The organism is Psychrobacter sp. H29 (assembly GCF_059073055.1).
Window position 1 is genome coordinate 3,060,517 of record NZ_JCACRY010000001.1, and the last position, 23,494, is coordinate 3,084,010.

The 23,494-nt window shown below is 44.1% G+C and carries 20 protein-coding genes; 16 read left to right on the forward strand and 4 right to left on the reverse strand.

Annotated elements, in window-relative coordinates:
* The first annotated feature begins 24 nt into the window (after positions 1 to 24).
* From AC5JP1_RS12560 to AC5JP1_RS12570, 3 genes are all read left to right on the forward strand, one after another.
* Complete coding sequence (locus AC5JP1_RS12560; protein ID WP_493844346.1) at positions 25 to 666, forward strand: T2 family ribonuclease; 642 nt, start codon at positions 25 to 27, stop codon at positions 664 to 666.
* Between the two features lie 364 nt (positions 667 to 1,030).
* Positions 1,031 to 2,020, forward strand: coding sequence for a malate dehydrogenase (locus tag AC5JP1_RS12565; RefSeq protein ID WP_443525722.1), 990 nt, complete (start codon positions 1,031 to 1,033; stop codon positions 2,018 to 2,020).
* Positions 2,021 to 2,313: 293 nt separating this feature from the next.
* On the forward strand, positions 2,314 to 2,553 hold the full coding sequence (locus AC5JP1_RS12570; protein ID WP_319051398.1) for a DUF2789 family protein: 240 nt from the start codon (positions 2,314 to 2,316) through the stop codon (positions 2,551 to 2,553).
* Between the two features lie 81 nt (positions 2,554 to 2,634).
* Here AC5JP1_RS12570 and ribF read toward each other — a convergent pair whose 3' ends face one another.
* Positions 2,635 to 3,702 (reverse strand): riboflavin biosynthesis protein RibF, encoded by a 1,068-nt coding sequence (ribF, locus tag AC5JP1_RS12575; RefSeq protein ID WP_493844347.1) that lies wholly within the window; start codon positions 3,700 to 3,702, stop codon positions 2,635 to 2,637.
* Between the two features lie 246 nt (positions 3,703 to 3,948).
* Between ribF and AC5JP1_RS12580 the strand changes: the two genes are divergently transcribed.
* Positions 3,949 to 4,554: a GNAT family N-acetyltransferase gene (locus tag AC5JP1_RS12580; RefSeq protein ID WP_493844348.1), complete on the forward strand. Its 606-nt coding sequence runs from the start codon at positions 3,949 to 3,951 to the stop codon at positions 4,552 to 4,554.
* Between the two features lie 15 nt (positions 4,555 to 4,569).
* On the opposite strand, the gene AC5JP1_RS12585 is transcribed toward AC5JP1_RS12580, so the two are convergent.
* The 3 genes from AC5JP1_RS12585 to ampD all read right to left on the reverse strand — a co-directional run bounded on the left by AC5JP1_RS12585 (position 4,570) and on the right by ampD (position 7,659).
* Positions 4,570 to 5,208, reverse strand: coding sequence for a hypothetical protein (locus AC5JP1_RS12585; RefSeq protein ID WP_493844349.1), 639 nt, complete (start codon positions 5,206 to 5,208; stop codon positions 4,570 to 4,572).
* Positions 5,209 to 5,353: 145 nt separating this feature from the next.
* The gene (gene murJ / locus AC5JP1_RS12590; RefSeq protein ID WP_493844350.1) at positions 5,354 to 6,904 is read right to left on the reverse strand and encodes a murein biosynthesis integral membrane protein MurJ; all 1,551 of its coding nucleotides are present in this window, start codon (positions 6,902 to 6,904) and stop codon (positions 5,354 to 5,356) included.
* A gap of 149 nt (positions 6,905 to 7,053) precedes the next feature.
* A complete protein-coding gene (gene ampD / locus AC5JP1_RS12595) occupies positions 7,054 to 7,659 on the reverse strand; it encodes a 1,6-anhydro-N-acetylmuramyl-L-alanine amidase AmpD (protein WP_493844351.1) in 606 nt (201 codons plus the stop codon).
* Positions 7,660 to 7,899: 240 nt separating this feature from the next.
* Between ampD and AC5JP1_RS12600 the strand changes: the two genes are divergently transcribed.
* The 12 genes from AC5JP1_RS12600 to lpxC all read left to right on the forward strand — a co-directional run bounded on the left by AC5JP1_RS12600 (position 7,900) and on the right by lpxC (position 23,256).
* On the forward strand, positions 7,900 to 10,002 hold the full coding sequence (locus AC5JP1_RS12600; protein ID WP_493844352.1) for an Lnb N-terminal periplasmic domain-containing protein: 2,103 nt from the start codon (positions 7,900 to 7,902) through the stop codon (positions 10,000 to 10,002).
* A gap of 94 nt (positions 10,003 to 10,096) precedes the next feature.
* The gene (locus AC5JP1_RS12605; protein ID WP_493844353.1) at positions 10,097 to 10,936 is read left to right on the forward strand and encodes an SDR family oxidoreductase; all 840 of its coding nucleotides are present in this window, start codon (positions 10,097 to 10,099) and stop codon (positions 10,934 to 10,936) included.
* Between the two features lie 94 nt (positions 10,937 to 11,030).
* On the forward strand, positions 11,031 to 12,041 hold the full coding sequence (locus AC5JP1_RS12610) for a hypothetical protein (protein WP_493844354.1): 1,011 nt from the start codon (positions 11,031 to 11,033) through the stop codon (positions 12,039 to 12,041).
* 61 nt (positions 12,042 to 12,102) lie between these two features.
* Entirely contained in the window at positions 12,103 to 12,807 is a 705-nt protein-coding gene (gene pyrE / locus AC5JP1_RS12615; RefSeq protein WP_443525737.1) for an orotate phosphoribosyltransferase, read from the forward strand.
* A 64-nt stretch (positions 12,808 to 12,871) separates the two neighbouring features.
* The gene (gshB, locus tag AC5JP1_RS12620; protein ID WP_493844490.1) at positions 12,872 to 13,843 is read left to right on the forward strand and encodes a glutathione synthase; all 972 of its coding nucleotides are present in this window, start codon (positions 12,872 to 12,874) and stop codon (positions 13,841 to 13,843) included.
* 277 nt (positions 13,844 to 14,120) lie between these two features.
* Positions 14,121 to 15,206 (forward strand): undecaprenyldiphospho-muramoylpentapeptide beta-N-acetylglucosaminyltransferase, encoded by a 1,086-nt coding sequence (murG, locus tag AC5JP1_RS12625; RefSeq protein WP_493844355.1) that lies wholly within the window; start codon positions 14,121 to 14,123, stop codon positions 15,204 to 15,206.
* Between the two features lie 85 nt (positions 15,207 to 15,291).
* Positions 15,292 to 16,731, forward strand: coding sequence for a UDP-N-acetylmuramate--L-alanine ligase (gene murC, locus AC5JP1_RS12630; RefSeq protein WP_493844356.1), 1,440 nt, complete (start codon positions 15,292 to 15,294; stop codon positions 16,729 to 16,731).
* A gap of 23 nt (positions 16,732 to 16,754) precedes the next feature.
* A complete protein-coding gene (locus AC5JP1_RS12635; protein ID WP_493844357.1) occupies positions 16,755 to 17,828 on the forward strand; it encodes a D-alanine--D-alanine ligase in 1,074 nt (357 codons plus the stop codon).
* Between the two features lie 432 nt (positions 17,829 to 18,260).
* Positions 18,261 to 19,064, forward strand: a complete 804-nt coding sequence (locus tag AC5JP1_RS12640) for a cell division protein FtsQ/DivIB (protein WP_493844358.1) — start codon at positions 18,261 to 18,263, stop codon at positions 19,062 to 19,064.
* Positions 19,065 to 19,203: 139 nt separating this feature from the next.
* Positions 19,204 to 20,529, forward strand: coding sequence for a cell division protein FtsA (gene ftsA, locus AC5JP1_RS12645; protein WP_493844359.1), 1,326 nt, complete (start codon positions 19,204 to 19,206; stop codon positions 20,527 to 20,529).
* Between the two features lie 285 nt (positions 20,530 to 20,814).
* On the forward strand, positions 20,815 to 22,014 hold the full coding sequence (gene ftsZ / locus AC5JP1_RS12650; RefSeq protein ID WP_443525746.1) for a cell division protein FtsZ: 1,200 nt from the start codon (positions 20,815 to 20,817) through the stop codon (positions 22,012 to 22,014).
* A gap of 324 nt (positions 22,015 to 22,338) precedes the next feature.
* The gene (lpxC, locus tag AC5JP1_RS12655) at positions 22,339 to 23,256 is read left to right on the forward strand and encodes a UDP-3-O-acyl-N-acetylglucosamine deacetylase (RefSeq protein ID WP_493844360.1); all 918 of its coding nucleotides are present in this window, start codon (positions 22,339 to 22,341) and stop codon (positions 23,254 to 23,256) included.
* The last annotated feature ends 238 nt before the right edge of the window (positions 23,257 to 23,494 follow it).

The window sequence follows — 23,494 nt, forward strand, 5'->3', positions numbered from 1 at the left end:
ACGAATTTGATAGGCAGGCAACACATGAATAACATTAATACGACTGCGAGCTTCGGTGCCTTATTACTTATACAAGGCCTTATGCTGATGCCAGCACATGCTGCTAGCACGAATAAAACAGGTCAGCGCGTATTGATGATTGAGATGACGCCAGCATTATGTAGCATGCAGCCCACAAGAGCTCGCATGCGTCAGTGCTTAGAAGGATACTCATTGACAGTGTCAGGTTTAGATATGGGGTATGGCGAGCGCTGTGGCAACGGTAGCGAGCCGCGTTTGACCCCTCTACAACTAAAAGTCGTCAATCGTATCATGCCCGATACGACAGTACGCAGCCAGACATGGCAGCGTTACGGTGCTTGTAGTCCGCTCAGTGCGAGCAGTTATTTTCGTCAAATCACCAATTATGCAGGCGGGTTAAAGTTACCCAATGAGCTAAATACGGGTAACAGCTATACGGTTTCTAAATCACGGTTTATCAGTCAAATGACACGTCTGAACAGTGGCATGTCATCGAGTAGCGTTGATCTTATCTGCCAAGAAGGCAGTCGTCGTCAGTCAATCCTGACTGATATACATGTCTGTTATGAAGGTAGCCGTTTTGACTCTTGTCAAAATGTTGTAGATAATTGCGGTAGCCAATTTATCATTTCAGGGGGCAGATAGGCTTTTTTTGTCCATTTCTTATATGCATTTTTTAGTCTCATTCCCATTGCTGCTCGATCATGTTTGGCAATATTAAACGTCTGTTTTTGTCGAAATATCATCTCATCGAGCAACGATAAAACGTACTTCGTAGTGCTACAACCCTTTATCCATAGGCGCTAAGCCTATATCAGATTCCTTCCGTATAAAATGTAACAATATAGTCCCTGGTGGGTCTATTACTGTATCTAGACGGTCAATAGGCTGAAGTGCTACACTAGCTCTCGGTTTATACATGCTGTTCTGCAGCGAACAAGTCGATATCTAAAACGATAATCATCAATTAGAATCATAAGCTACATAATCATTAATTAGGGAGTATTCAATGTCAATGAAACAGCCTTTACGTGTTGCCGTCACTGGTGCCGCTGGTAACATCAGCTACGCGATGCTATTTCGTATTGCATCTGGCGAGATGCTAGGTAAAGATCAGCCAGTTATTTTGCAATTACTTGAAATCACGCCAGCGCTTGACGCCCTAAAAGGTGTGGTTATGGAGCTAGAAGATTGCGCATTCCCACTATTGGCGGGTATTGTTCAAACTGATGATGCGAATGTTGCATTCAAAGATATCGATTATGCTTTGTTAGTTGGTGCACGTCCTCGTGGTCCAGGTATGGAGCGTAAAGATCTGCTAGAAGCCAACGCTGCGATTTTCTCAGCACAAGGTAAAGCATTGAACGAAGTTGCTAGCCGTGACGTAAAAGTATTGGTAGTAGGTAACCCTGCCAACACTAACGCACTTATCGCTCAGCGCAATGCACCAGATCTTGATCCACGTAACTTTACGGCAATGACTCGTCTAGATCACAACCGTGCTATGGCACAGTTGGCTGGTAAGACTGACAGCACGGTTAATGACGTGAAAAAAATGATCATCTGGGGTAACCACTCATCAACTCAGTATCCAGATCTAACGGCTTGTACTGTAAATGGTAAGCCTGCGCTAGATCTTGTTGATCGTGACTGGTACGAAGGTACTTATATCCCAGAAGTACAGCAGCGCGGTGCAGCAATCATTAAAGCTCGCGGTGCATCATCTGCGGCCTCTGCTGCCAATGCTGCTATCGCACACATGCGTACATGGGCACTAGGCACTGATGAGAACGATTGGGTATCTATGGGTGTTTACTCAAATGGCGAATATGGTATCGCTGAAGGCCTTATCTACTCATTCCCTTGTACTTGTACTAACGGCGATTGGTCTATCGTAGACGGTGTTGATGTATCATCAGATTTCTCTAAAGAGAAAATGGCTGCCACTGAGCAAGAGCTTAGCGAAGAGCGTGATGCAGTAGCACATCTACTACCATAAGATGTAGCCTTTATATTGCTAGCTCAAGCTAGGTGATAAGTAGAAAAAACATAAAAAAGCCCTCTTAGATATGAGGGCTTTTTTTGTGCTTGTAATATTAAGCCAAATGGCAATAGGATAAGTGTGGGTAACCTCGTCTACAATTTCAAATGGCCATGTGCTGATTACCGTTAATACAATTGATAACGTTAGATAAACGTGGATTAACAGCTATTAGATCAAAGCTTGCTACAATAAACGTGTTAATTTGAATAATAACTATGATTTTACACGTACCATTTAAGGAGAAAAGTATGTTGGGTGAACCAGAATATAATATGAATGAGCTATTTGCTCAGTTAGGTTTAGAGAGCTCTGATGAAGCAATTGATAAGTTTATCGAAGATAATCAATTAGCAAAAGAAGAAAAGTTAACAGAATCTGATATTTGGAATGACAACCAACGCATGTTTTTGCAAGAAGAATGGAGCAAAGATGCGGTATGGGTAGAGACAATTGATGAATTAAATGTTCGTCTGCACCCTGATGCTTAATAACGCATAGAATCAATATAAAGAACCCCACGATACGGATAGTATTGTGGGGTTTTTTCGTAGATAAAGTATCATCAAATATTATATTTGATGATTACGCCATTCAAGTAAATCAGCGACATCTTGGTTAATACCATTTTTCAGTGCTTCCAAGCCATCGTAGCGACGCTCACCATGCAAAAAGTGCAAAAAGCGCACTTCTACACGCAGTCCGTATAGATCAGCCTGCAACTCTGGAAAATGTACTTCTAGTCGCCAGTCATCACCTTTATCAACCGAAGGCCTTTTGCCTATATTGGCCGTGCCAAATAAGCTATGTGGACGTAAGCCTGCTACACCTGCATTACCATCAGTGGCAAGAGTAGCGAGACCATCAGGTATGACATCACCATTGTCATCCAAGCTCACAACATCCACTGCAAAAATCCCGTGCAGTGCAGGTTTTAGTCGCTGCAAATCGATATTTGCTGTAGGGAAGTCGATCGTTCGACCGATTTGGTCACCACGAACAATCAGCCCTGTAATAGCGTAATCACGCCCAAGCAATCTGTTTGCAGTATGAATATCGCCTGCTAATAACAAGTCACGAACACGCGTAGAGCTTATCCGTACATCGTCATCGCTCTTACTATCAATATCGCTGCTGTCAGTACTGCTATCAGTGACCGTATGCAAGTTAGTCACATCCAAACCATAACCACGCAAAAACTGACTATCACCAGTACGATCATGTCCGAAGCGAAAGTCGTCACCCAATACCAATGCTTTTACATTGAGACGCTTGGCCAGTATATCTGCGAATGCCTGCGCTGAGAGTGAGCGAAAATCGGTATCAAACCCTGCCACAATCAAGGTCTCAACCCCATACTCTGCTAGTAGTGCCTGTTTTTCTGCTAGATTGGTCAGACGTGCAGGGGCTTTGGCCGGCGCAAAAAACTCACGCGGTTGCGGCTCAAATATCATGACTGCTGCGGTAAGGTTTTTAGTGCTTGCGATATCACGCGTTTGTGCCAGCATCGCTTGATGACCAAGGTGGACGCCATCAAAATTACCGATACTGAGTACACAAGGCGGCAACTCTACTGAGCTATCGCCAGTAGATGCGGCGCTTGGTGAGGCAATCAGTTGCTCAAGAAAATAGGTTTTCATAAGTTTTCAGCTATGATAAGGCCAGATAAAAAACGAAAAAACACATCTATGCTCAAAATCGATGTGTCTAAAACTAGCCATTATAAAGTAAAATAGCCACACTAACATCCTATAGTCTATGGATAATGCAAGTATGGCCTACCTAGAACGCCTGTTTTCTATGAGTCTAAAGGTCTGCACCTTTTTGTGTTACCCGTGTGACTGTGATGAGTAATGCCAAAAAATATAAATAAATATGGAGATCTTATGTCTGATGTTGCCTTGAACGCTACTACAACTGATTTATCAATACATCAGCTAACCGATCAGTTTGTTGTGCAGCGTGCGAGTAGAGAAGATCTAGCAGAAGTCTTAGCAATCTATAATCAAAGTATCCCTGGTAAGCAGGCCACGGCAAACTTAGCATTAGTAACGCTCGATGAGCGTACAGCCTGGTTTGATGAGCATTTACAGAGTTGGACAAGACCGATTTATGTAGTAAAGGCATTGGCTGAACGAAATCATCAGGAAGAGAGTGCAAAACCACCCATAGTTGCATGGGGTAGCTTTAGTGATTTGTATGCGCGTACTGCGTATCATATTAGCACTGAAATCAGTATTTATCTGAATAAAGACTACCAGGGCAAAGGGTTGGGTAGTCTATTGACACACTGGATGTTGACGCAAGCGCCAAGTTTGGGGATTAACAATATCGTTGCGCTTGTTTTCGCTCATAATAAGCCAAGTTTAGGACTGTTCCATAAACTTGGCTTTGAGCAATGGGGATATATGCCAGAAGTGTGCGATATGGATGGGTTTATCGCTGATGTTGTGATGCTTGGCAAAAAAGTAACCTCAGATGACAATGTGTAAAAAGCCTGAATCGCCTTAACCCAAAATCTTCCATTGGCCTTCTATCTTTTGTAGCTGGTAGGTCAATGGCGCAGGTTCGCTCTGTCCTTTTAGCATCAGCTCACCTGTGATAGTAGCACGAGTTTTGTCGTCATTATATTGGGTGTCCGTGATAGTAACGCCTTCAACAGTTTGCTGAAATGCTGATTGAGTATTGGCAAGCTCTTCCTCAAAATTTGCCATATCGACTTGGTAGTATGATACGGCATCTTTTACCTCACCATAATACAAACTGTTCAATGCTTTTTTGACCGTGTCCTCTGGCGTGCCCGCTTGAGTCGGATTGGTTACTAGGCTTTTTTGTGCGGTTGAAGCAGTAACTGGGTTAATATTGTCATCATCGATCATGGTTTCATTTTCAGCATCATCTGATACTACTGCCGTATCGCTAGCACTACCCACTGTATCTTCTTGTTCAGTCATGCTCTCGTCTGAAGTATCTGAAGTATCTGCGGCAGTCGCTATCTCTTCGCTATCTGTAGCGGTTTCAGTATTGTTAGTAGTATTTACGTCGGCAGAGTCATTATTACTACAACCGCCCAGCAGTAGTCCAGCGCTCAGCACGCCAGTGATCAGTAAAAACGGTAAGCGCTGAATAGGCTGTTTTGTTGTCATATCAAACCTCAAGTGTCGTTTATTTATCAATAACCAATTATGACAACTAACCGTCGCACGCATTGTCATTTCTCATGAGAGGCTTGTTTTGGTTTGGTAAGCCAATTATCAACTTGTCTGGAGTTTGGTTTATATGCACGGTGGCCTATCCATGTTTTAGCTGGCGAGGGCGGAAGCCTGTTGCCAACAATACCACGCCATAGACGAGCGCTCCCACGACACACATAACTATGAGGGCAATGATACGTTGCCACTGAGCATCATCGGTGGGGAAGTAGGGTAGCATGAGATAAAGGACGCCAATCATAGAGGCGGTCGCAATGGCAAACTGTGTAAACAGTTTTTTCCAATGAGGTCCAAAACGGAAAATATTGCGTTTGTGTAAGAAGTAATACAACAAACCTGCGTTTACGAACGCAGCACCAGTCGTAGCTAGCGCTAAGCCACCATGTAATGGTATCTCTAAAAAGTAAAATATCCCAATAAAGATCACACTAAAGACCATATTGGCAATGACAGAGATGATGCCGATTTTTACGGGGGTTCTGGTGTCTTGACGTGCAAAGAAAGCCGGCGCAAAGATTTTGATCAACATGAATCCTAATATACCACCTGCCATGCTACGTAGGGCGAGCGAGCTCATCTGTGCATCACGTAAGGTAAACTCACCGCGTAAGAATAGCGCCTGCATCAATACATCTGCGAGCACAAATAGTGCAGCCGAAGCTGGAATACCTACCAAGATGATTAGGCGAGCTGCCCAGTCGATGGTCTTTTTGAAATTGACATCGTCTTTTTGTGCTTCGCTTTTGGATAGACTCGGTAGTATGACCGTACCAATCGCTACGCCAATTAATCCCAATGGTAACTCGCTCATACGCTCGGCAGCGTAGAGCCAAGAGACCGACCCACCAATCATTAACGATGCAAAAACCGTGTTTAATAATAAGTTAATCTGGGTAACCGACACACCAAAGATAGCGGGCAGCATCAATTTCAAAATACGACGAACGCCTTCGTGCTGAAAGTCAATCTTGGGCGCGACCAGTAGTTTTTGTTGCCAGAGCTGCGGCAGTTGTATCAAGAATTGGAGTAAACCTGCGATTGCCACAGCATATCCAAGCGCCATAATGGGGGTATCAAACATGGGCGCAAAAATCAGCGCAGCACCGATCATACATAAATTCAATAGCACAGGGGCAAAGGCAGGTGCTGCAAAACGGCCATAACTTTGCAAAATACCACTCGCAAAAGCCGTCATAGAGATGAATAGCAAATAGGGAAAGGTGAGGCGAAGTAATTCAGCAGTGATAGCAAACTTGTCGGGCTGATCAGCAAATCCAGGGGCAAACAATGTGACTACCCAAGGCGCGATCAAGATGACCACTACTGTCAGCATCGACAACACCATCAGTAGTGCGCCTGAGGTGCGACTGACTAAAATCTGTACCTGTTGTAAGCTGTATTTTTCTTTGTACTCAGACAGTACAGGTACAAACGCTTGGCTAAAAGCTCCTTCGGCAAACAGTCGTCGCAAAAAGTTTGGGATTTTGAAGGCGACCAAAAAGGCATCCATCAACCCACCAGCCCCAAAAACGCCTAACAATACAATATCGCGTACCAAACCCAAAATACGAGACAACATGGTCATGCTACTGACCACCATGGTTGAACGAAATAACCGACTTTTTGCCATGAGAACCTATCTTGCCAATGTGTTTATAGGGTTGTGTACGAGGTTGTATACTGATTTGCTACTGCAAAAACTGACGAATTATAGCACTTTCATCACTGAGATAAATGGATTGGGTATGGAAATCATTCTTATCACAGGGGGACACTGCTTTAAGGTGATTCGGCAACCAGCTGCCGCAACCTTACCCATTCAAAATAATCACCAGGATCCGTTTTGCGTCCCGGCGCAATATCACTATGACCTGTCAAATGTCGCTGTGTTTTTGGGTAGGCGTTATAGATAGTCGCGACTACCATTGCAAGCGTCTCATATTGAGTAGAAGTGAAGGGCACAAAATCTGACCCTTCAAGCTCGATGCCAATGCTATAATCATTACATTCAGGTCGTCCCAAGTAACTCGACCGTCCAGCATGCCACGCACGTTCGTTGAAATTGACAAACTGGGTGATAGCGCCATCACGTTCGATAAACAGGTGTGCTGATACTTCTGCCCCTTTAATCGTCTGAAAGTAAGGGTGCGCATCCCAGTCTAGTTGATTGGTAAACAACGCTTTTACATAATGTAAGTCATTAGAGTCACAAACCCCAAATTCGTTCGGTGGTAGGCTGATATTGTGAATGATAATTGCATCGACATTGACATCTTGTGGTCGACTATTGTAGTTCGGTGAAGTCAGCCACGTTGCTGCGGATAATAACCCATCTTTGATAGTCATTGGCGGCGTAGATGATGTGGCGTTTGATAAGGTGGGCATGACGCTCTCTTTTTGTAATAGTATTCATAGTAGTGTGATAGATGACCTATCGAATAGCCGTCAGATATCTTTTTATCCAGTTGGCTTAGATGATAGTCGGCTATATATATTATCGGCATTCCTCAGCCAGTAGATCTTAGGCACGCTAATAACGTGTAAATAATGGCGTCTAAGTAATAACGTATGAGGGCTTACCTCATATCCATAGAACTAACGTTCGTGTTTGGAGACTATAATCTGATGAGACTTAACCCGCGAGCACCATTATCCTTGGCAGTAGTAGCGTTACTACTCTCTGCACCCGCACAGGCATTTTTGCCAACGCCTTTATCTGTCATAGAGGAAGATCTACAGTCATCTGAATTACCCACTACTGACTCAAATGCTACTGTACCTATCCAGATGGCATATCCGGATGAGGCTGTGCAGGGTGCTCAAAATGACATTAACTCTGGTTCCAATACAACGACAGAGCAGCTACTTTCAACATGGCGTAAGCAGGTAAAAACTGACAATTTAGCACAGCATACAACATGGCGACGTATGTTGTACTTCTATGATGACCAAAACCGCATTTTTGCAAAAAAGCAAACGAAGAGTATGGTTGATGATCCAAGCTTCTTTTTGAGCACGCGCGGTCAGCAAGATGCAGCAGCAGAGCTAGATGCTACGCTCGTAGCTCTTGCAAAAGAAACGACATCTCCTATCCATAGTAACCAAGTCACTACTGAAACTCATATTCAAGCGAATAACGATTCTATTCTGTGCCGTTTTCCAGCGCGAGTGGCATGGCTAAAAGAAACGTTGGTTATTGATGATGCGCGTCTATCGGCTGAGTGTCCAGAGCTGGATGATTGGATGTCGACACTGGCACCTGAGCAGCTATCTATTGTATTTGCTGAGGAGTATTTGGACAACCCACTCTCTGCTTTTGGTCACACGCTACTGCGTATCGATTCAAAGTCGAGCGTAGCAGACCCCAATCAGATCAGTCAGGCGTATGCACTCAACTATACGGTTGATGGTGATCCAGATGATAGCTTTCCAGTTTATGCGACCAAATCTATGATAGGTCGTTATGACAGTGCTATAGAAATTGATCATTATCCAGAAAAATTGGCAAAGTATCTACAAGACGATGAGCGTGATACGTGGACGTATCAATTGAACCTCACGCCTAGTGAAGTACAACAGATCATGCGCCATGTGTGGGAAACCAAAGGGCTAAAAATGCCGTATTACTTTACTACGGACAACTGTTCCTCTGAGATTTTACGACTTATCGACGTGGTTCGCCCGCAGCAGAGTCTATTGAGCCAAATGGCTTATGTTGTCGTTCCCTCCGATGTGGTTCAACTATTGGATAAGCAAAACCTTTTGGCAAGTACCATGTACACACCTGCCGATAATACCTTGCGACAAGCGCAGATCAATAAGAAAAACTTAAGTTCTAGGCAATTAGGCTATCAAGACAACGCCAAGCAAATGCTTGACCAAATAAAGTCTGCAGAGCTCAATGCTATATCGAGTATGTCAGACGACAATCAGGCATTACTCAAGCGTCAAATCGAGCCATCGGATAATAATCCAATAGATAGGCATCCACTACAGCTTGGCACTATCGGTATAGGGCAACGCGGCGATGACGACTATGTTGATATTGGGTTTAGAGCTGGGTTTCATGATACGCTTGACCGTGCTTCAGGGTATCCGCAGTTTTTTAATTTAGAAGGTTTGGCGGCGACAGTGCGTCTATATGACACCGATGATAACAAGCCCAACCAACCAGAGCGTGTGGTTCTACAAAATGCCACTTTGATTCGAGGACGCTCTTTTAATCCTGTCAATTCTGCCAAAAAAGGCAAGACTTGGGGCGCAAGTATCGAGGCGACACGAGTGAATGATGGGTCACAAGATGCGGGCACGGACCATTTGGTTGGTAGTGTGGGTTATGAGACAGGTTGGTCTTGGGCATTTGGCACACCTAGCACGGGTACTGGTGAGATGCCGCCGCAGCTATGCTATACGTTTTTGGCGGGTACCGCGCAAGCAGGGCGAGGTCTTAATAAAGGCTTTCGCGTAGGGGCTGGTGTCAATGCAGGCTGTCGTTATCAGATTAACAATCAGTTACGTGCACAAGCTGAATTACAATTACCATATTGGTATCATGGCAACAGCGCTGAGTCTGACGTTCGAGGTCATTACTGGCAGCCGATATCAAGCCTTGGGCTACAATACGATATCGATAAAAAACAAGCCTTACGTATCAATGCCAACTACGACTGGCAGGAGCGCGTCGATGCTAATGATGACATACAACTGTCGTACAGACGATACTTTTAAACTTTAGGTTAGTTAAGTATTGATATAAAAAAAGTCAATTCCAAGCGCTGTAGTGGTTATATTGGTAAGGGTTACACTAAAAGGAAAACGCTGCATGAGCACGCACAATTTACTAATTATTGGACAGGGTGATATCGGCCTACCAGTCACTAATGCCCTTGCACGAGAAGGTTTGTCTGTGACGGGACTTGCGCGCAGTGAGCGTCAGCATTATGATTTGGTGGATAGCGCTAATTTTTTGCAAGCGGATGCATTGACTTTAACCGCGGAGCAGTTAGACCCATTTACCCACATTGCTATTATTGTCACCCCCGATGAGTATTCAGCTAGCGGCTATCACGATAGCTATTTGGCGATTAACCAGCATCTGGCAACCTTTGCCTCAAAACTAGTCAACCTTGAGCGTGTGGTATTTATTTCCTCTACTGGTGTCTATGGACAGGATAGTGGTGAGTGGATTGATGAGCATACTGTACCCATCACGCCTGCGCGCGATGCATCAAAGGTTATATTGCAAGCAGAGCAAGCACTGCAGCAGGGCTTTGATGATAAGGCGATTATTATCCGTCCAAGTGGTATCTATGGGCGCGCGCGACTTATGCGTCTACGCAAAGCTCGCGAACCACAAAAAGAGCCAGTAGCCGCCGCGCACTGGAGTAACCGTATTATGGACCGTGATTTGGTCACTATTATCTCCAATGTATTGAAGATAGACGCGCCAAAGCCGCTTTATATTGCGACAGACTATCGGCCTGTGACTACCTTTGAGCTTGGCGTTTGGCTGAGTGAGCAAATCGGCGAAACAGCACCTGCTGTTGATGATAAAAAGTCATCAGTGACAGGAAAACGCTTGCACAGCAATATTCCGTTAGCTTGGCTTGAGTACGCTGACTGGCAGATAGGGTATCGTGATATTTTGGATCATCAACAGTAAGTTCTTAAGGACATTTGAATGCTTTCAAATATAATATAGCCGTTTTGTTCACTCGCTCTTACTTGTTTTATATTTTATAGTCTATGGAGATTTCATGACCCAGCCTTCTACTTCTGATAACCGCTTATCTAATGCTAATAGTGCAGCAGAAGGCGGTAAGCTTGCAGAAGGTCATGTCCAAAAAAAGGCTGAGCAATCGTCCCTGCTAGCTGACTCGCAGCAGCCTGCGATTGTCCATCCCAACTTTGATCCCAAACGATCGCCCCTTGACCCTGCTCGCCCCCTAAGTGATATTCCTGAGCCTGCGCGTCGCCTAGATGGTCAACTGCGTCGGCTTTATGGTAACTCGACGCGTTTTTATCAGCCGACTGAGTCCAGCTTGTCGAAGTGGGAGCTAATAGCGTCAGAAGCGTTGGCCGAGCATTTGTCACTACTTAGTGCAGCACAGCTCATCGAGCTACCTGATAGTTTTTATCAGAATCACAGTGAGCAGCCATTAGTATCACCGTTATCGGGTATAACATTACTAGATATGTCAGACATTCAGCAGGCCATTCGCGCCTATCCAAAGCTGCATCGCTATGGGTTTGCACCTATTGATAGTGCCGCAAAGACTGAGCCAGATAACGATAGCAGCGCTAATGAGCCTTCAGCCTCTCTACGAGCGTTGGTGAAGCGTTACAATCCTGATGAGCTGTTGAGTAGTATGTATGCAGATGACTGGCAAGTGATTTTGCATCCACAGCAGTTTGAGACAGGTGAGGGCAGCTTGGTCACGGATATTATGGCATGTAGCGTCGCTGTCCATGTGCTCAAGCAATGCACTACTCGCAAAAGTATCAATCACAGTTATAGTGCCGCGCAAATCTGCCAATACGTGCGCAGTTATTTGCTTAGTCAAATCGTCTGTGAGCCTGCGCAGCAACATGCATACCGCCAGATTCGAATATTTGCAGGACACATCATTGCTGCTGCATATCATTTGGGCTGGGAGATACAAGTACGCGCAGATGGTCAGAGCTACTTTAACCTCTCGTCGCGTAGTGGTTTACTAACTCGCTATGCCAATATGCAGGATTATGAAATCAACGGTTGGTCAAGTTGACCAATAATGCGTACAATAATGCCAGTTTTTTGCCCCTCTTTTTACTGATAGGAATGTAATAATGCCTCACGCACCATACCAGCAAGATACCATGTTTTCATCTCATCAATTTATTCAGTTGGCTTTAGATAACCATGTGCTAAAGTTTGGTGAGTTTGTCCTCAAATCTGGTCGCATCAGCCCGTATTTTTTTAATGCAGGTCTGCTTGCGACTGGCGAGATGTTGTCGCTGCTAGCACGTGGTTACGCAGACGCGCTAGCAGAGCAAGTGCGTGCAGTAGATGACAAAAACGATGAGCAAGAGTTGGTCATCTTTGGTGCGGCTTACAAAGGTATTCCTTTTGTCGCGGCGACCGCGCAAGCGTTGTGGCTACACCATGGTATCAACGCCAAATGGGGTTATAACCGCAAAGAAGCCAAAACCCATGGTGAAGGTGGTAATTTAGTGGGTGCAGATGTGACTGGCAAAGCGGTATGGGTACTCGATGATGTCATTACAGCAGGCACAGCCATGCGTGAAGTGGTCGAGATCTTGGAGCAGGCAGGAGCGAGTGTTGCGGGTATTATCGTTGCGCTTGATCGCAAAGAAAAAGGTCAAGCTGAACACTCTGCTATCCAAGAGCTTGCGGCGACACTAGAAGTGCCTGTACGTGCATTGGTTGATATCGATGACTTGATCAGTTATTTGGCAAGTGATAAAAGCCAGCATAAAGACGCGACCCAATTAGCTAAAATGCAACATTATCGTGAGCAGTACGGCGTATAGTTGAGCACTGAGTTTATTTCATATCAACAATATAACGTAAGTGAGCCTTACTATGAGTCAAGCAATGAACCAACAAAACCAGAAGAAACCGCTAAAGATCCTCGTTATTATGGATCCTATCGAGCGGGTCAATTATAAAAAAGACACCAGTCTCGCTATGATGTGGGCAGCTCAGGACCGTGGACATCAACTTGGTTACTGTCAGATTCATGACTTGTGGTTGGACCGGGGGCAGTTGATGATCGACACGCAGCCGCTTACCGTGAAGCGCGATCCTACAGATTTTTATACATTAGGTGATAAAGCAACAGGTCCGGTCAGTGATTACGATGTGATTTTGATGCGTAAAGATCCACCGTTTGACATGCGCTTTATCTACGCCACTTATATGCTTGATCATGCAAAAGCGGCAGGCGTGCTCGTGGTCAATGATCCACAAGCCATCCGTGATTGTAATGAGAAGCTATTTGCGACATGGTTTAGTGAATATATGAGCCCAACGATTGTGACCAGCAAGCAGGCGCATATTCGTCAGTTTATCGCTGAACAGCAGGATGTCATCGTCAAGCCATTAGATGGTATGGGCGGTACCGGTATCTTTCGTCTAACTGCCGATAGTCCTAATATTGGCGTAACGATTGAGGTGCTAACGGAGCTTGAGACGTTGCCAATTATGGCGCAGCGTTATCTACCTGAGATCAAAGACGGTGACAAGCGTGTGCTAATCGTTGATGGGGTCGTGGTCGATTATAGCTTGGCACGTATTCCAAGCAAAGGCGAGACGCGAGGCAACCTAGCAGCGGGTGGTAGCGGTGTGGCCATGCCATTGACTGATATCGAGCGCCAAGTGGCAGAAGTTGTGGCACCGATTGTCAAAGAAAAAGGTCTGATGTTTGTTGGTTTAGACTTAATTGGTGGGCGCATCACTGAGATTAACGTCACTAGTCCAACATGTGTACGTGAGATCGACGACCAATGCGGTACAGATATCGCAACCGACTTTATCATGGCGATTGAGAATAAATTTACGGTATAGTTGCCTCCAGTTCAAGACGTATTCTGACGATATAGCATCCATGTTTTGGGGTGGAACCAGTCATTGCTTCTTGATGGTTCATCAGTAATATATAGTACTCAGTCGTGCAAGCTCACGACTGAGGTTTTTGTTGTTTTTGCTGCACAAAGTACTGTATACAAGCCAATGATTTCCTCTATACTATGCGGGCTTTTGCCATGTCATTATTTCTGGTTAGTGGCATCGTAGCAGCAAGATAAACTCTTCATATAAATAAAGCAAAGATAGGCAGGCGTTCATGAAAACACCGCAGATATTGATGATGGCAGCTGGTACTGGCGGGCATGTTTTTCCAGCGCTTGCAGTAAGTGATGAGTTGACCCGTCGCGGCGCGGTGATTCATTGGTTAGGCACCCCAAATGGCATGGAAAATGGTTTGGTTGAACCGACAGGTTATCCTTTTCATGCCATCAATATGCAGGGACTACGCGGTAAAGGCGTTGGCCGAATATTAAAGCTACCTGTCACTCTGCTATCAGCGACGATGGCTGCTGTAAAAATAATTCGCAGTAATCAAATCGACGTGGTCGTTGGGTTCGGTGGTTATGTGAGTGCACCGGGTGGTCTGGCTGCACGTCTGACCAGTACGCCGTTGATTATCCATGAACAAAACGCTATTGCTGGTATGAGCAATCGCTACCTGTCTAAGCTGTCTGCAAAGACACTGCAAGCCTTTGAAAACACCTTTGCCAATAGTGAGCAGGATGCTAAGCTTGAGACCGTTGGTAACCCTGTGCGTAATGCTATCACTGGGGTTGCAGAACCGGTAGTACGCTACGATGTGACTGATAATGCACCGCTTAAACTATTAGTTGTGGGCGGCTCACTTGGTGCGCAAGTATTAAATGATACGGTACCGAAAGCGCTGGCTTTACTAGATAAGCCCTTCGAAGTCCTTCATCAATGTGGACGCAACAACGAAGCTGCCACGCAGGAGGCTTATAGCGAACAAGATTTAAGCAAGCATCAATTTACTGTACAGCCTTTTATCAATGATATGGCCGCAGCCTACAACTGGGCAGATGTCATCGTTTGCCGTGCTGGTGCATTGACAGTGACCGAAATCCAAAATGTCGGTATTGCCGCTATATTTGTACCACTGCCGCATGCCGTTGATGACCATCAAACGGCGAATGCTCGCACGTTGACCTCACATGATGCGGCAATCTTATTACCGCAGTCTGAGCTGACCGCGGCGCGTTTGCATGATGAGCTTGCGGTACTCAATCGCGACAACTGCCTAACAATGGCAAAAAAGGGTCATGCCTTAGCCAATCGTAGCGCAAGTCAGCAAGTCGCTGATATTATTTGGCAAGCGCTGTAGTTTACGCCTTGCCACTCGTTGTTTTTCATTTACCACCTTCTACTGTTCTTTAATTTTTATTATCCTTTAATAAAGAGAAAATTTTATGTCTACCTCTGCCAAAGCCTTGCCTAAGCGTTTGATTGAAATACCAGAAATGCGCCGTATTCAGCATTTACATTTTATTGGTATTGGTGGCTCAGGTATGTGCGGTATCGCTGAGGTAATGAAGAACCAAGGCTATCAAGTCAGTGGTTCTGATATTGCAGAGAGCTTAGTCACTAAGCGTCTACAGCAGATTGGTATCGAGATATCAATTGGCCATGATTCCAAAAACATCGCCAACGCTGATGTGATTGTCGTCTCATCAGCAATTGATCGCAGCAACCCTGAAGTGAAGGCAGCGCTTGAAGCGCGTCTACCGGTAGTACGCCGTGCCGATATGCTTGGTGAGCTGATGCGTTATCGTCATGGTATTGCAGTTGCAGGCGCTCATGGTAAAACGACAACGACTAGCCTATTGACTACGATGATGGCAGAAGGGCAGTTAGATCCTACTTATGTGATTGGCGGTAAGCTAAATGCTTCTGGTAAGAATGCAGCGTTAGGTAGCAGCCGTTTCTTAGTAGCAGAAGCTGATGAGTCTGATGCGTCATTTTTATCATTGCGCCCGATGGCCGCGATCGTGACTAACATTGACCAAGATCACATGGAAACTTATGAAAACAGCTTTGATAAACTAAAAGCCGCCTACATTCAGTTTTTGCAGAATATGCCATTTTATGGCTTAGCAGTGGTATGCGGTGATGATCCTGAGTTGTATGCGATGATCGATGATATTGGTCGCCCTGTATTGACTTTTGGACTTGAGCCCTTTAACGACGTACAAGCCATCGATTTGGTAACTGAAGGCACCAAAACGCACTTCACTGTATTGCGCCGTGACCGTGAGCCGTTGCGTTTGACGCTGAATATTCCTGGTACGCACAACGTCTACAACGCGCTTGCCGCTATCACGATGGCAACTGATGAAGGGGTAGATGATGCAGCGATTGAACGTGCGCTACAGAAGTTTGAAGGGGTAGGTCGTCGTTTTGAACAGCATGCTTCTGTAGATATCGATGATGGCAATGTCTTATTGATTGATGATTATGGTCATCATCCAAAAGAAGTCGACGCCACTATCAAAGCCGCTCGTCAGAGCTTTCCTGATCGTCGTTTAGTGATGTTGTTTCAGCCGCATCGTTATAGCCGTACTCGCGATTGCTATGATGACTTTGTTGATGTGTTATCAAGTGTGGATGAGCTACTACTATTGGATGTTTATTCAGCAGGTGAGAGTCCGATCACAGGCGCTGATACCAAGTCATTGGCACGCAGTATTCGTCTGCGCGGTGAAGTTGAGCCAACGATTATTGACAAAGACAATCTAGCCCCTGTTATGCAGCGTTTATTAAAAGCCGATGATATGCTTATCACGCAAGGTGCAGGTAACGTGGGACAGATCGCTGTCGACTTGGCCGCTAATAACCTTTATATCAAGTAAGCTAATACTTAGGAGCTGTCCTCATGACGACTAATAATAAAGACAATACAAGCAATCATAATCAAGCCATTATCAATCCAGAGATGGCGCTAGCCGCAGCTGCACAAGTAAAACAAGATAACGTTGATACTACGCCAAACGAAACAGACAATAAAACTTCTGTCGCCGCAGTAACCAGCCACGTAAAAGACGCTAAGCAGTTTGGAAAGGTTGCCGTCATTTATGGTGGCAGTAGCAATGAGCGCAGTGTGTCTTTGGATAGTGGCGCTGCTGTCCTGCAAGCACTTCAGAATCAAGGCGTCGATGTGACTCACTTCGATCCAAAGCATCAAGATATCACAGAATTACGTGAGTACGATCGCGTGTTCAACGTGTTACATGGTCGCGGCGGCGAAGATGGTCTGTTGCAAGGTGTACTGCAATGGTTTGATATACCGCAGACAGGTTCAGGTATTTTGGCATCGGCATTGGGCATGGATAAAGTCCGTACCAAGCAGCTATGGCAAGGTTGTGGTTTATCGACTGCACCTTTCTCATTATTGACGGCCGATACGGACTGGCAGCAAGTGGTCAACATGCTGGGGCTACCGCTTATCATCAAACCCGTTCACGAAGGCTCAAGCATTGGTATGACAAAGGTCAACCATTTAGATGAGTTGCCTGCTGCTTATGCCACCGCAGTACAGTGCGGTGATGCAGTGATGGCTGAGCGCTGGATCACGGGTCGTGAGTTTACGATCGTGATCATCGATGACGAAGCTTATCCTGTCATCCGCCTTGAGCCTGCCGACATTACCAACTTCTATGATTTTGAAGCAAAGTACAATCGCAATGATACCAGCTACTATATTCCTTGCGGATTGACTGCTGCCGACGAAAAGCATCTACAAGATTTAAGTCTTGCTGCATTTCGTGCAGTGGATGCAAAAGGTTGGGGGCGTATTGATGCCATGCAAGATGAAGCAGGCAATTTCTGGCTACTAGAGATTAACACAGTGCCTGGTATGACTAGCCATAGCTTGGTCCCGATGGCAGCCAAAGCACGCGGCATGGACTTTGATACATTGTGCTGGCACATACTATCGCAGACAGTATAGTTATTCGCTGTTTAAGTCATTTGCGGTTCTATAGTTAGTTGTAGTTATATAGTCGTGTTTTTATCCCATACTACTAACCGTTATTAGCGTGTTCAACGTGTTGCTAAAGCTGCTATATCATAGCTTCATGTAAACTTGTGTAAATTCAAGGCTGCTAACGAGTGTTAGGCTATTGTTTGACTATGAAATACGTTAATATTGCAAGAATGGATTTAGTTTAATAATATTTATCTCTGTGATAGAGATAACTCATAAGTTATTCATAACCTAAGAAAAATGTTACGTTTAAATAAGAATAATTGCAGTGTACGAGTCGTTTTATTGACAGACTTTGATAATATATCGAATGAATAGGCTTCTGCAAAGTGTATGCAGATTTATATCAATAATGAGCATGATCAGTTTTATGCAAATATAGGGACAAAGGTCGTTATGGCTCAAACTGTCAACGAGGTAACTGACTTGATGAGTGATAAAGCCGGTCGCCCAGTATCTAAAATCCAGATACCGAATTCGGTCAGATATCTTTTTATGATATTGGTAATAGGATTGCTAGTACTGATATTGATAATGGGTGGCAAAGCACTGCGTGATGCACCGCCAGCTGAGATTCATGTCAGTAACCAAGGATTGTCTAGCGCCCAATATAACTCGTTGCAAACGGTGATGGATCAGCAAAAGGTCAGTAGTTTTTTTACTTCCGATCTACAAGTGTTGCGAGATATTACGACGGGTTTGGCCTGGGTTGATCAAGTGAGTATCTCTCGTGACTGGCAACGCGGTATTGTTGTTACCGCTTTACCGAAGCAAGCGGTCGCCAACTTTGGTACAGAACGTCTGGTCGATGCAAAGGGCGCTGTTTTTGTTCCCGCTGATAGTAACGATTTGACTCAGGAACGTTTTGCTACCTTACAAGGTGAGATGACTCAAGCACCAGTTATTATGCAACAAATGCAGCAGGTCAACGATTGGTATACACCACTTGATATGCAAGTTGCCGATATTATCTTATCACCAAGAATGACGTGGTTGATTCGTTTTGATAATGGCTTACGCGTTATTGTTGATAATGAAAACACGGCGCAGAAGTTACTGAATCTAAGCCAGCTACTTGGCAATCAGTTAAGCGGACGCCGTGATGAGATACAGTCTGTAGATTTACGTTATAAAAACGGCTTTACCATAGCTTGGGATATGTCAGCATCACCTGTTGAGGAATCAGAACAACCACAGTAGCACTAAGCAAAGCAATAGTAGGATCAATGAGAGGTTATGACCTGATTTGAAACTATTTGTCTTAAACGAATAATATATGTACAACATCATAGCGTGTTAATAACGCTTTTTTTAACGATTCAACAGGAGGACATAGTATGTGCTCCTGTCTAGCGATAATTTGTCTGGTACCATGAAAAATAATGAAAATCTGGTTGTTGTCCATTTAAGTGCCACGGCAGTATATGTCGTTATTGGCAATGTTGTCTCTGCAAAAGACATTCGTATTTTGGGCGTGGGGAAAGTTAAGAACAGCGATTTTTATCAAGGTCAAATAAAGCATCGTGAACGTCTACAAGGTGCTATCAAGCAAGCTATCCAAGAAGCTGAAGATACTGCTAACTGCCGCGTGCATAGTGTGTGGTTAACCTTAGCGACGCCTGAATTATCTAGTAAAAACAGCGCAGGGGAAGTTAGGGTAGAAGATGACGTCGTGCGCGCCAACGATATGGTACAGGCATTGTCTAATGCCAAATCACGCGATCTACCATCTGATTACTACCTTATGCATTGTTGCCAGCAAGGTATCTACGTCGACGATCAAGATTTTATGGTCGATGACGTCATTGAGATGATGGCACACAACATTACTGTGATGTATCACATGATGATGATGCCAGTCGCTAGCCGCCAAAACATCCAAAAATTATTGCAAAGTTGCGACGTCGGTATCGACCACATTGTATTTGATGCGGTGACCAGTGCTGAATATAGCTTGATGAGTGAAGAGCGTCAGCAAGGCGTGTGCTTGGTGGATATTGGTGCCAGCACGACCAGTATCTGTGTTTATAAAGAAAATAAATTAATCTTTACCCATTGTATTGCTACTGGCAGTCACGAAGTAACGATGGATATCTCAGCTGATTTTGGCATATCAATGATCGAAGCTGAACGGTTGAAAAAATCTCACGGAACTGCTGACGCTACCAGCGTTGACCCTAGCGCTTTCTTCTTGTTTAAGCCGCAAGGGTCTAGTGATGAAATCAATATCGGTATCTATAATCTAGCACGCATTATCGAAGCACGTTATGTGCAGATATTTACAGAAGTGGCCCGTCAGTTACATGAAGCGGGTTTGATAGGCTATATAGATAAGGGCATCGTACTAACGGGTGGCGGTAGTACAATCAAAGGCATGATACCTTTTGCCAAAAGACTGCTAAAAATGCCAGTCGTATTGACCAATACTCATCCTGCTATCAGTGCCTATAACCATTTTGATAATGATGAATCATTTAAGCAGCTTAATAGTCAGGTGAACGACCGTGCTTATCAAACGGCTTTTGGTACACTATTATATAGTCAAAGCGAGCAGTTTCGCCGCAGTGAAAAAAGCGAGCCTGATACGATCCAAAAAAATCGAGTCACAGGTGTCTTTCAAAGCGCAGGGCAACGCTTCGCTAACGTGTTGAAAAAAATACTATAGTAGTATTCTGAATATAGTCCTGTTTTATGAGTTATTTAGTGTTTAAGCAGCTCACAAGACATCAATGAGTAACTTGAGAAAAGATTAAAGTGATACTGATAATAATACGCTAAGCAAGAAAAGTAATACCTTGAGGTAATGACATATTATTGTCTATGCTGAACTATTTGATCTATAGCCCTGTTCTATTTAAATACATTTATATATAGTATGTCGATAGCGCGCCATATGAGTGCGTCAATACGTATCGACCTATACGCTATCTGCAACTGGAGAATCTTTTTTATGTCAAAATACACCATGCCAGATGATAATCAGCTTCAAAACAACGGCCAAGCAAGCTTCACTGTATTCGGTGTTGGCGGCGGCGGCGGTAATGCAGTTGAACATATGGTACAACAAGGAATTAGAGGTGTAACGTTCGTCTGTGCTAATACAGATAAGCAAGCGCTAGATCGTCTAACTGCACCGCACAAGCTACAGCTTGGTGCCAAAACAAACCGTGGTCTAGGTGCAGGGGCAAATCCAGAAGTGGGTCGTGAAGCTGCTGAAAGTGAAGAAGAATCTATCCGCGCATTGCTCGAACATTCAGATATGGTGTTCATCACCGCTGGTATGGGCGGCGGTACTGGTACAGGTGCAGCGCCAGTTGTTGCACGTATTGCAAAAGAAATGGAAGTGTTGACAGTAGCTGTCGTAACCACACCATTTAAGTTTGAAGGCGGTAAGCGCATTAAAGCTGCTAAAGCAGGTATTGAACAGCTTACTAATTTCGTTGATTCAATTATCACTATTCCAAATGATAAGTTGATGAGCGTGTACGGTAACATCTCTATGCAAGATGCCTTCAAAAAAGCAGATGATGTGTTGTTGCATGCTGTGCAAGGTATTGCAGAGACGATCGCTAGCGAAGGTATGATTAATATTGACTTTAACGATATTCGCACAGCAATGACTGCTAAAGGTCATGCAATGATGGGTATCGGCCGTGCTAGTGGTGATGATCGTGCACGTCAAGCCACTGAAAAAGCCATTAGATCACCATTACTTGACGATTTACGTCTAGAAAATGCCAAAGGCCTACTGGTTAACGTCATTTCTTCCGAGTCATTATCATTGGATGAGATGAGCAAAATTAGTATCATCGTTGAAGAAATCACTGATATCGATGACGCTCATATTTTCTATGGTTCTGTGATTGATGAAAAAATGGGCGATGACTTGCATGTCACCGTCATTGCAACAGGTTTGACTTTGGATGAAAATGCAGGTCAAGAGCCAGAAGTGGTTGAGCAACCGGTACCTTCTGTAAATAGCACGCAGCCTGTCGATCCTAATGTGCATACCAGTGCATTGAACAGCCAGAAGCACTCGCAAGCTCAGATGCATCAGGATACTGCTCCTCGTCCAAGTACGCCTCAAGAGCAAACAAAGACGAAGACCAATAGTATCCAAGACTATCTGAAGCGCCAACAAAATAAATAGTCTTAACCTCATACAAAGAAGCCAGCGTTTAGACGCTGGCTTTTTTGTGCCTATATATAAGGACTCGTATATAAGGGAACGATAATAAAGGTCGTCGTACGATAAAATGTTTCAAACTATAAAAGTATGTCCAAAAACTATTACCTTAAATCCTTAAATTGCACATAAAAGTTATAGGAATAGAGCTACAACAAGGATAGTAATAGGGACGATAAGTGTTATCAATCAAGGAGATAAGGAAATTAACGCTTTTTATTTGTAGCGAATTAGGCGTAGGTAATGGTACACTATGTCAATTGTAACAAAATATGTGAGAAAACAGCCATGAACCAAAGAACCATAAAAACAGCGATAGCCGTTACAGGTACTGGTCTACATAGTGGTCAGCCTGTTGACTTAGAGTTCCATCCACAGCCGGTTGATACTGGTATTGTTTTCGAGCGCTCCGATATTGTAGGTAGCGAGCCTATCCCAGCAGATGCATTTTTGGTACACGATACTATGATGTCCTCGAATCTAGTATTCGGTGGGACGCGAGTAGGTACCGTAGAGCACTTGCTTAGCGCGATTGCTGGACTTGGGGTAGATAATTTACTCGTTCGTGTTTCTGCCTCTGAGATACCTATCATGGACGGCAGTGCAGCGCCTTTTGTTGCCTTATTACTTGATGCAGGGTTTTGTGAGCAAGAAGCTTCAAAGAAGTTTATCAAAATCATCCGTCCAGTCCGCGTAAAAGTAGATGATAAGTGGGCAGAGCTGCGCCCTTATGACGGGTTTGAATTGAATTTTGAGATTGACTTTGATCATCCTGCTATCGATAAAAACTTCCAACACGCACAGCTACAGTTTTCTACACAGAACTTCATTGAGCAATTGAGTGAAGCCCGTACTTTTGGCTTTTTGCGTGATATAGAAGCCATGCGCCAAAACAATCTGGCTCTAGGTGGCAGTATGGACAATGCTATCGTTATTGATGACATGAATATTCTTAACGAAGAGGGCCTACGTTTTAACGACGAGTTTGTTCGTCACAAGATTTTAGATGCATTAGGGGACTTATATTTGATTGGTTATCCGATTATAGGACGTTTTAATGCCTATAAGTCTGGTCATGCATTAAACAATTTGCTAGTACGTGAGATATTATCTGATGAAGATAACTTTGAAATTGTAACTTTTGATGACAATGTAACATGCCCGATAGAGTATTTACCGCTGAATGGTTTAGCGGTTGAAGGATAAATACAGGAATATACACGAAGTATCGAAACATTTACGTAATATTACATAGTGACGTTATGATTACATTGATATAATATGTCATATTTTGAATATATAGTCTAGATAATTTTTTAGTTTTCTTTCTAAGGCACTGTATACAAAAGCTGTAGGCAAATAAAAAATCATCTGTTGGTTCCCTTTTAGATATAAGTGGAACTGGCAGATGATTTTTTTTGTGTAATAGATTACAAAAACCCAG

Excerpts from the sequence above, each read along its gene's own strand:
- AC5JP1_RS12560 (WP_493844346.1), top strand. The coding sequence starts at position 25 with ATGAATAACATTAATACGACTGCGAGCTTCGGTGCCTTATTACTTATA.
- AC5JP1_RS12565 (WP_443525722.1), top strand. The coding sequence starts at position 1,031 with ATGTCAATGAAACAGCCTTTACGTGTTGCCGTCACTGGTGCCGCTGGT.
- AC5JP1_RS12570 (WP_319051398.1), top strand. The coding sequence starts at position 2,314 with ATGTTGGGTGAACCAGAATATAATATGAATGAGCTATTTGCTCAGTTA.
- ribF (WP_493844347.1), bottom strand. The coding sequence starts at position 3,702 with ATGAAAACCTATTTTCTTGAGCAACTGATTGCCTCACCAAGCGCCGCA.
- AC5JP1_RS12580 (WP_493844348.1), top strand. The coding sequence starts at position 3,949 with ATGTCTGATGTTGCCTTGAACGCTACTACAACTGATTTATCAATACAT.
- AC5JP1_RS12585 (WP_493844349.1), bottom strand. The coding sequence starts at position 5,208 with ATGACAACAAAACAGCCTATTCAGCGCTTACCGTTTTTACTGATCACT.
- murJ (WP_493844350.1), bottom strand. The coding sequence starts at position 6,904 with ATGGCAAAAAGTCGGTTATTTCGTTCAACCATGGTGGTCAGTAGCATG.
- ampD (WP_493844351.1), bottom strand. The coding sequence starts at position 7,659 with ATGCCCACCTTATCAAACGCCACATCATCTACGCCGCCAATGACTATC.
- AC5JP1_RS12600 (WP_493844352.1), top strand. The coding sequence starts at position 7,900 with ATGAGACTTAACCCGCGAGCACCATTATCCTTGGCAGTAGTAGCGTTA.
- AC5JP1_RS12605 (WP_493844353.1), top strand. The coding sequence starts at position 10,097 with ATGAGCACGCACAATTTACTAATTATTGGACAGGGTGATATCGGCCTA.
- AC5JP1_RS12610 (WP_493844354.1), top strand. The coding sequence starts at position 11,031 with ATGACCCAGCCTTCTACTTCTGATAACCGCTTATCTAATGCTAATAGT.
- pyrE (WP_443525737.1), top strand. The coding sequence starts at position 12,103 with ATGCCTCACGCACCATACCAGCAAGATACCATGTTTTCATCTCATCAA.
- gshB (WP_493844490.1), top strand. The coding sequence starts at position 12,872 with ATGAACCAACAAAACCAGAAGAAACCGCTAAAGATCCTCGTTATTATG.
- murG (WP_493844355.1), top strand. The coding sequence starts at position 14,121 with ATGAAAACACCGCAGATATTGATGATGGCAGCTGGTACTGGCGGGCAT.
- murC (WP_493844356.1), top strand. The coding sequence starts at position 15,292 with ATGTCTACCTCTGCCAAAGCCTTGCCTAAGCGTTTGATTGAAATACCA.
- AC5JP1_RS12635 (WP_493844357.1), top strand. The coding sequence starts at position 16,755 with ATGACGACTAATAATAAAGACAATACAAGCAATCATAATCAAGCCATT.
- AC5JP1_RS12640 (WP_493844358.1), top strand. The coding sequence starts at position 18,261 with ATGGCTCAAACTGTCAACGAGGTAACTGACTTGATGAGTGATAAAGCC.
- ftsZ (WP_443525746.1), top strand. The coding sequence starts at position 20,815 with ATGTCAAAATACACCATGCCAGATGATAATCAGCTTCAAAACAACGGC.
- lpxC (WP_493844360.1), top strand. The coding sequence starts at position 22,339 with ATGAACCAAAGAACCATAAAAACAGCGATAGCCGTTACAGGTACTGGT.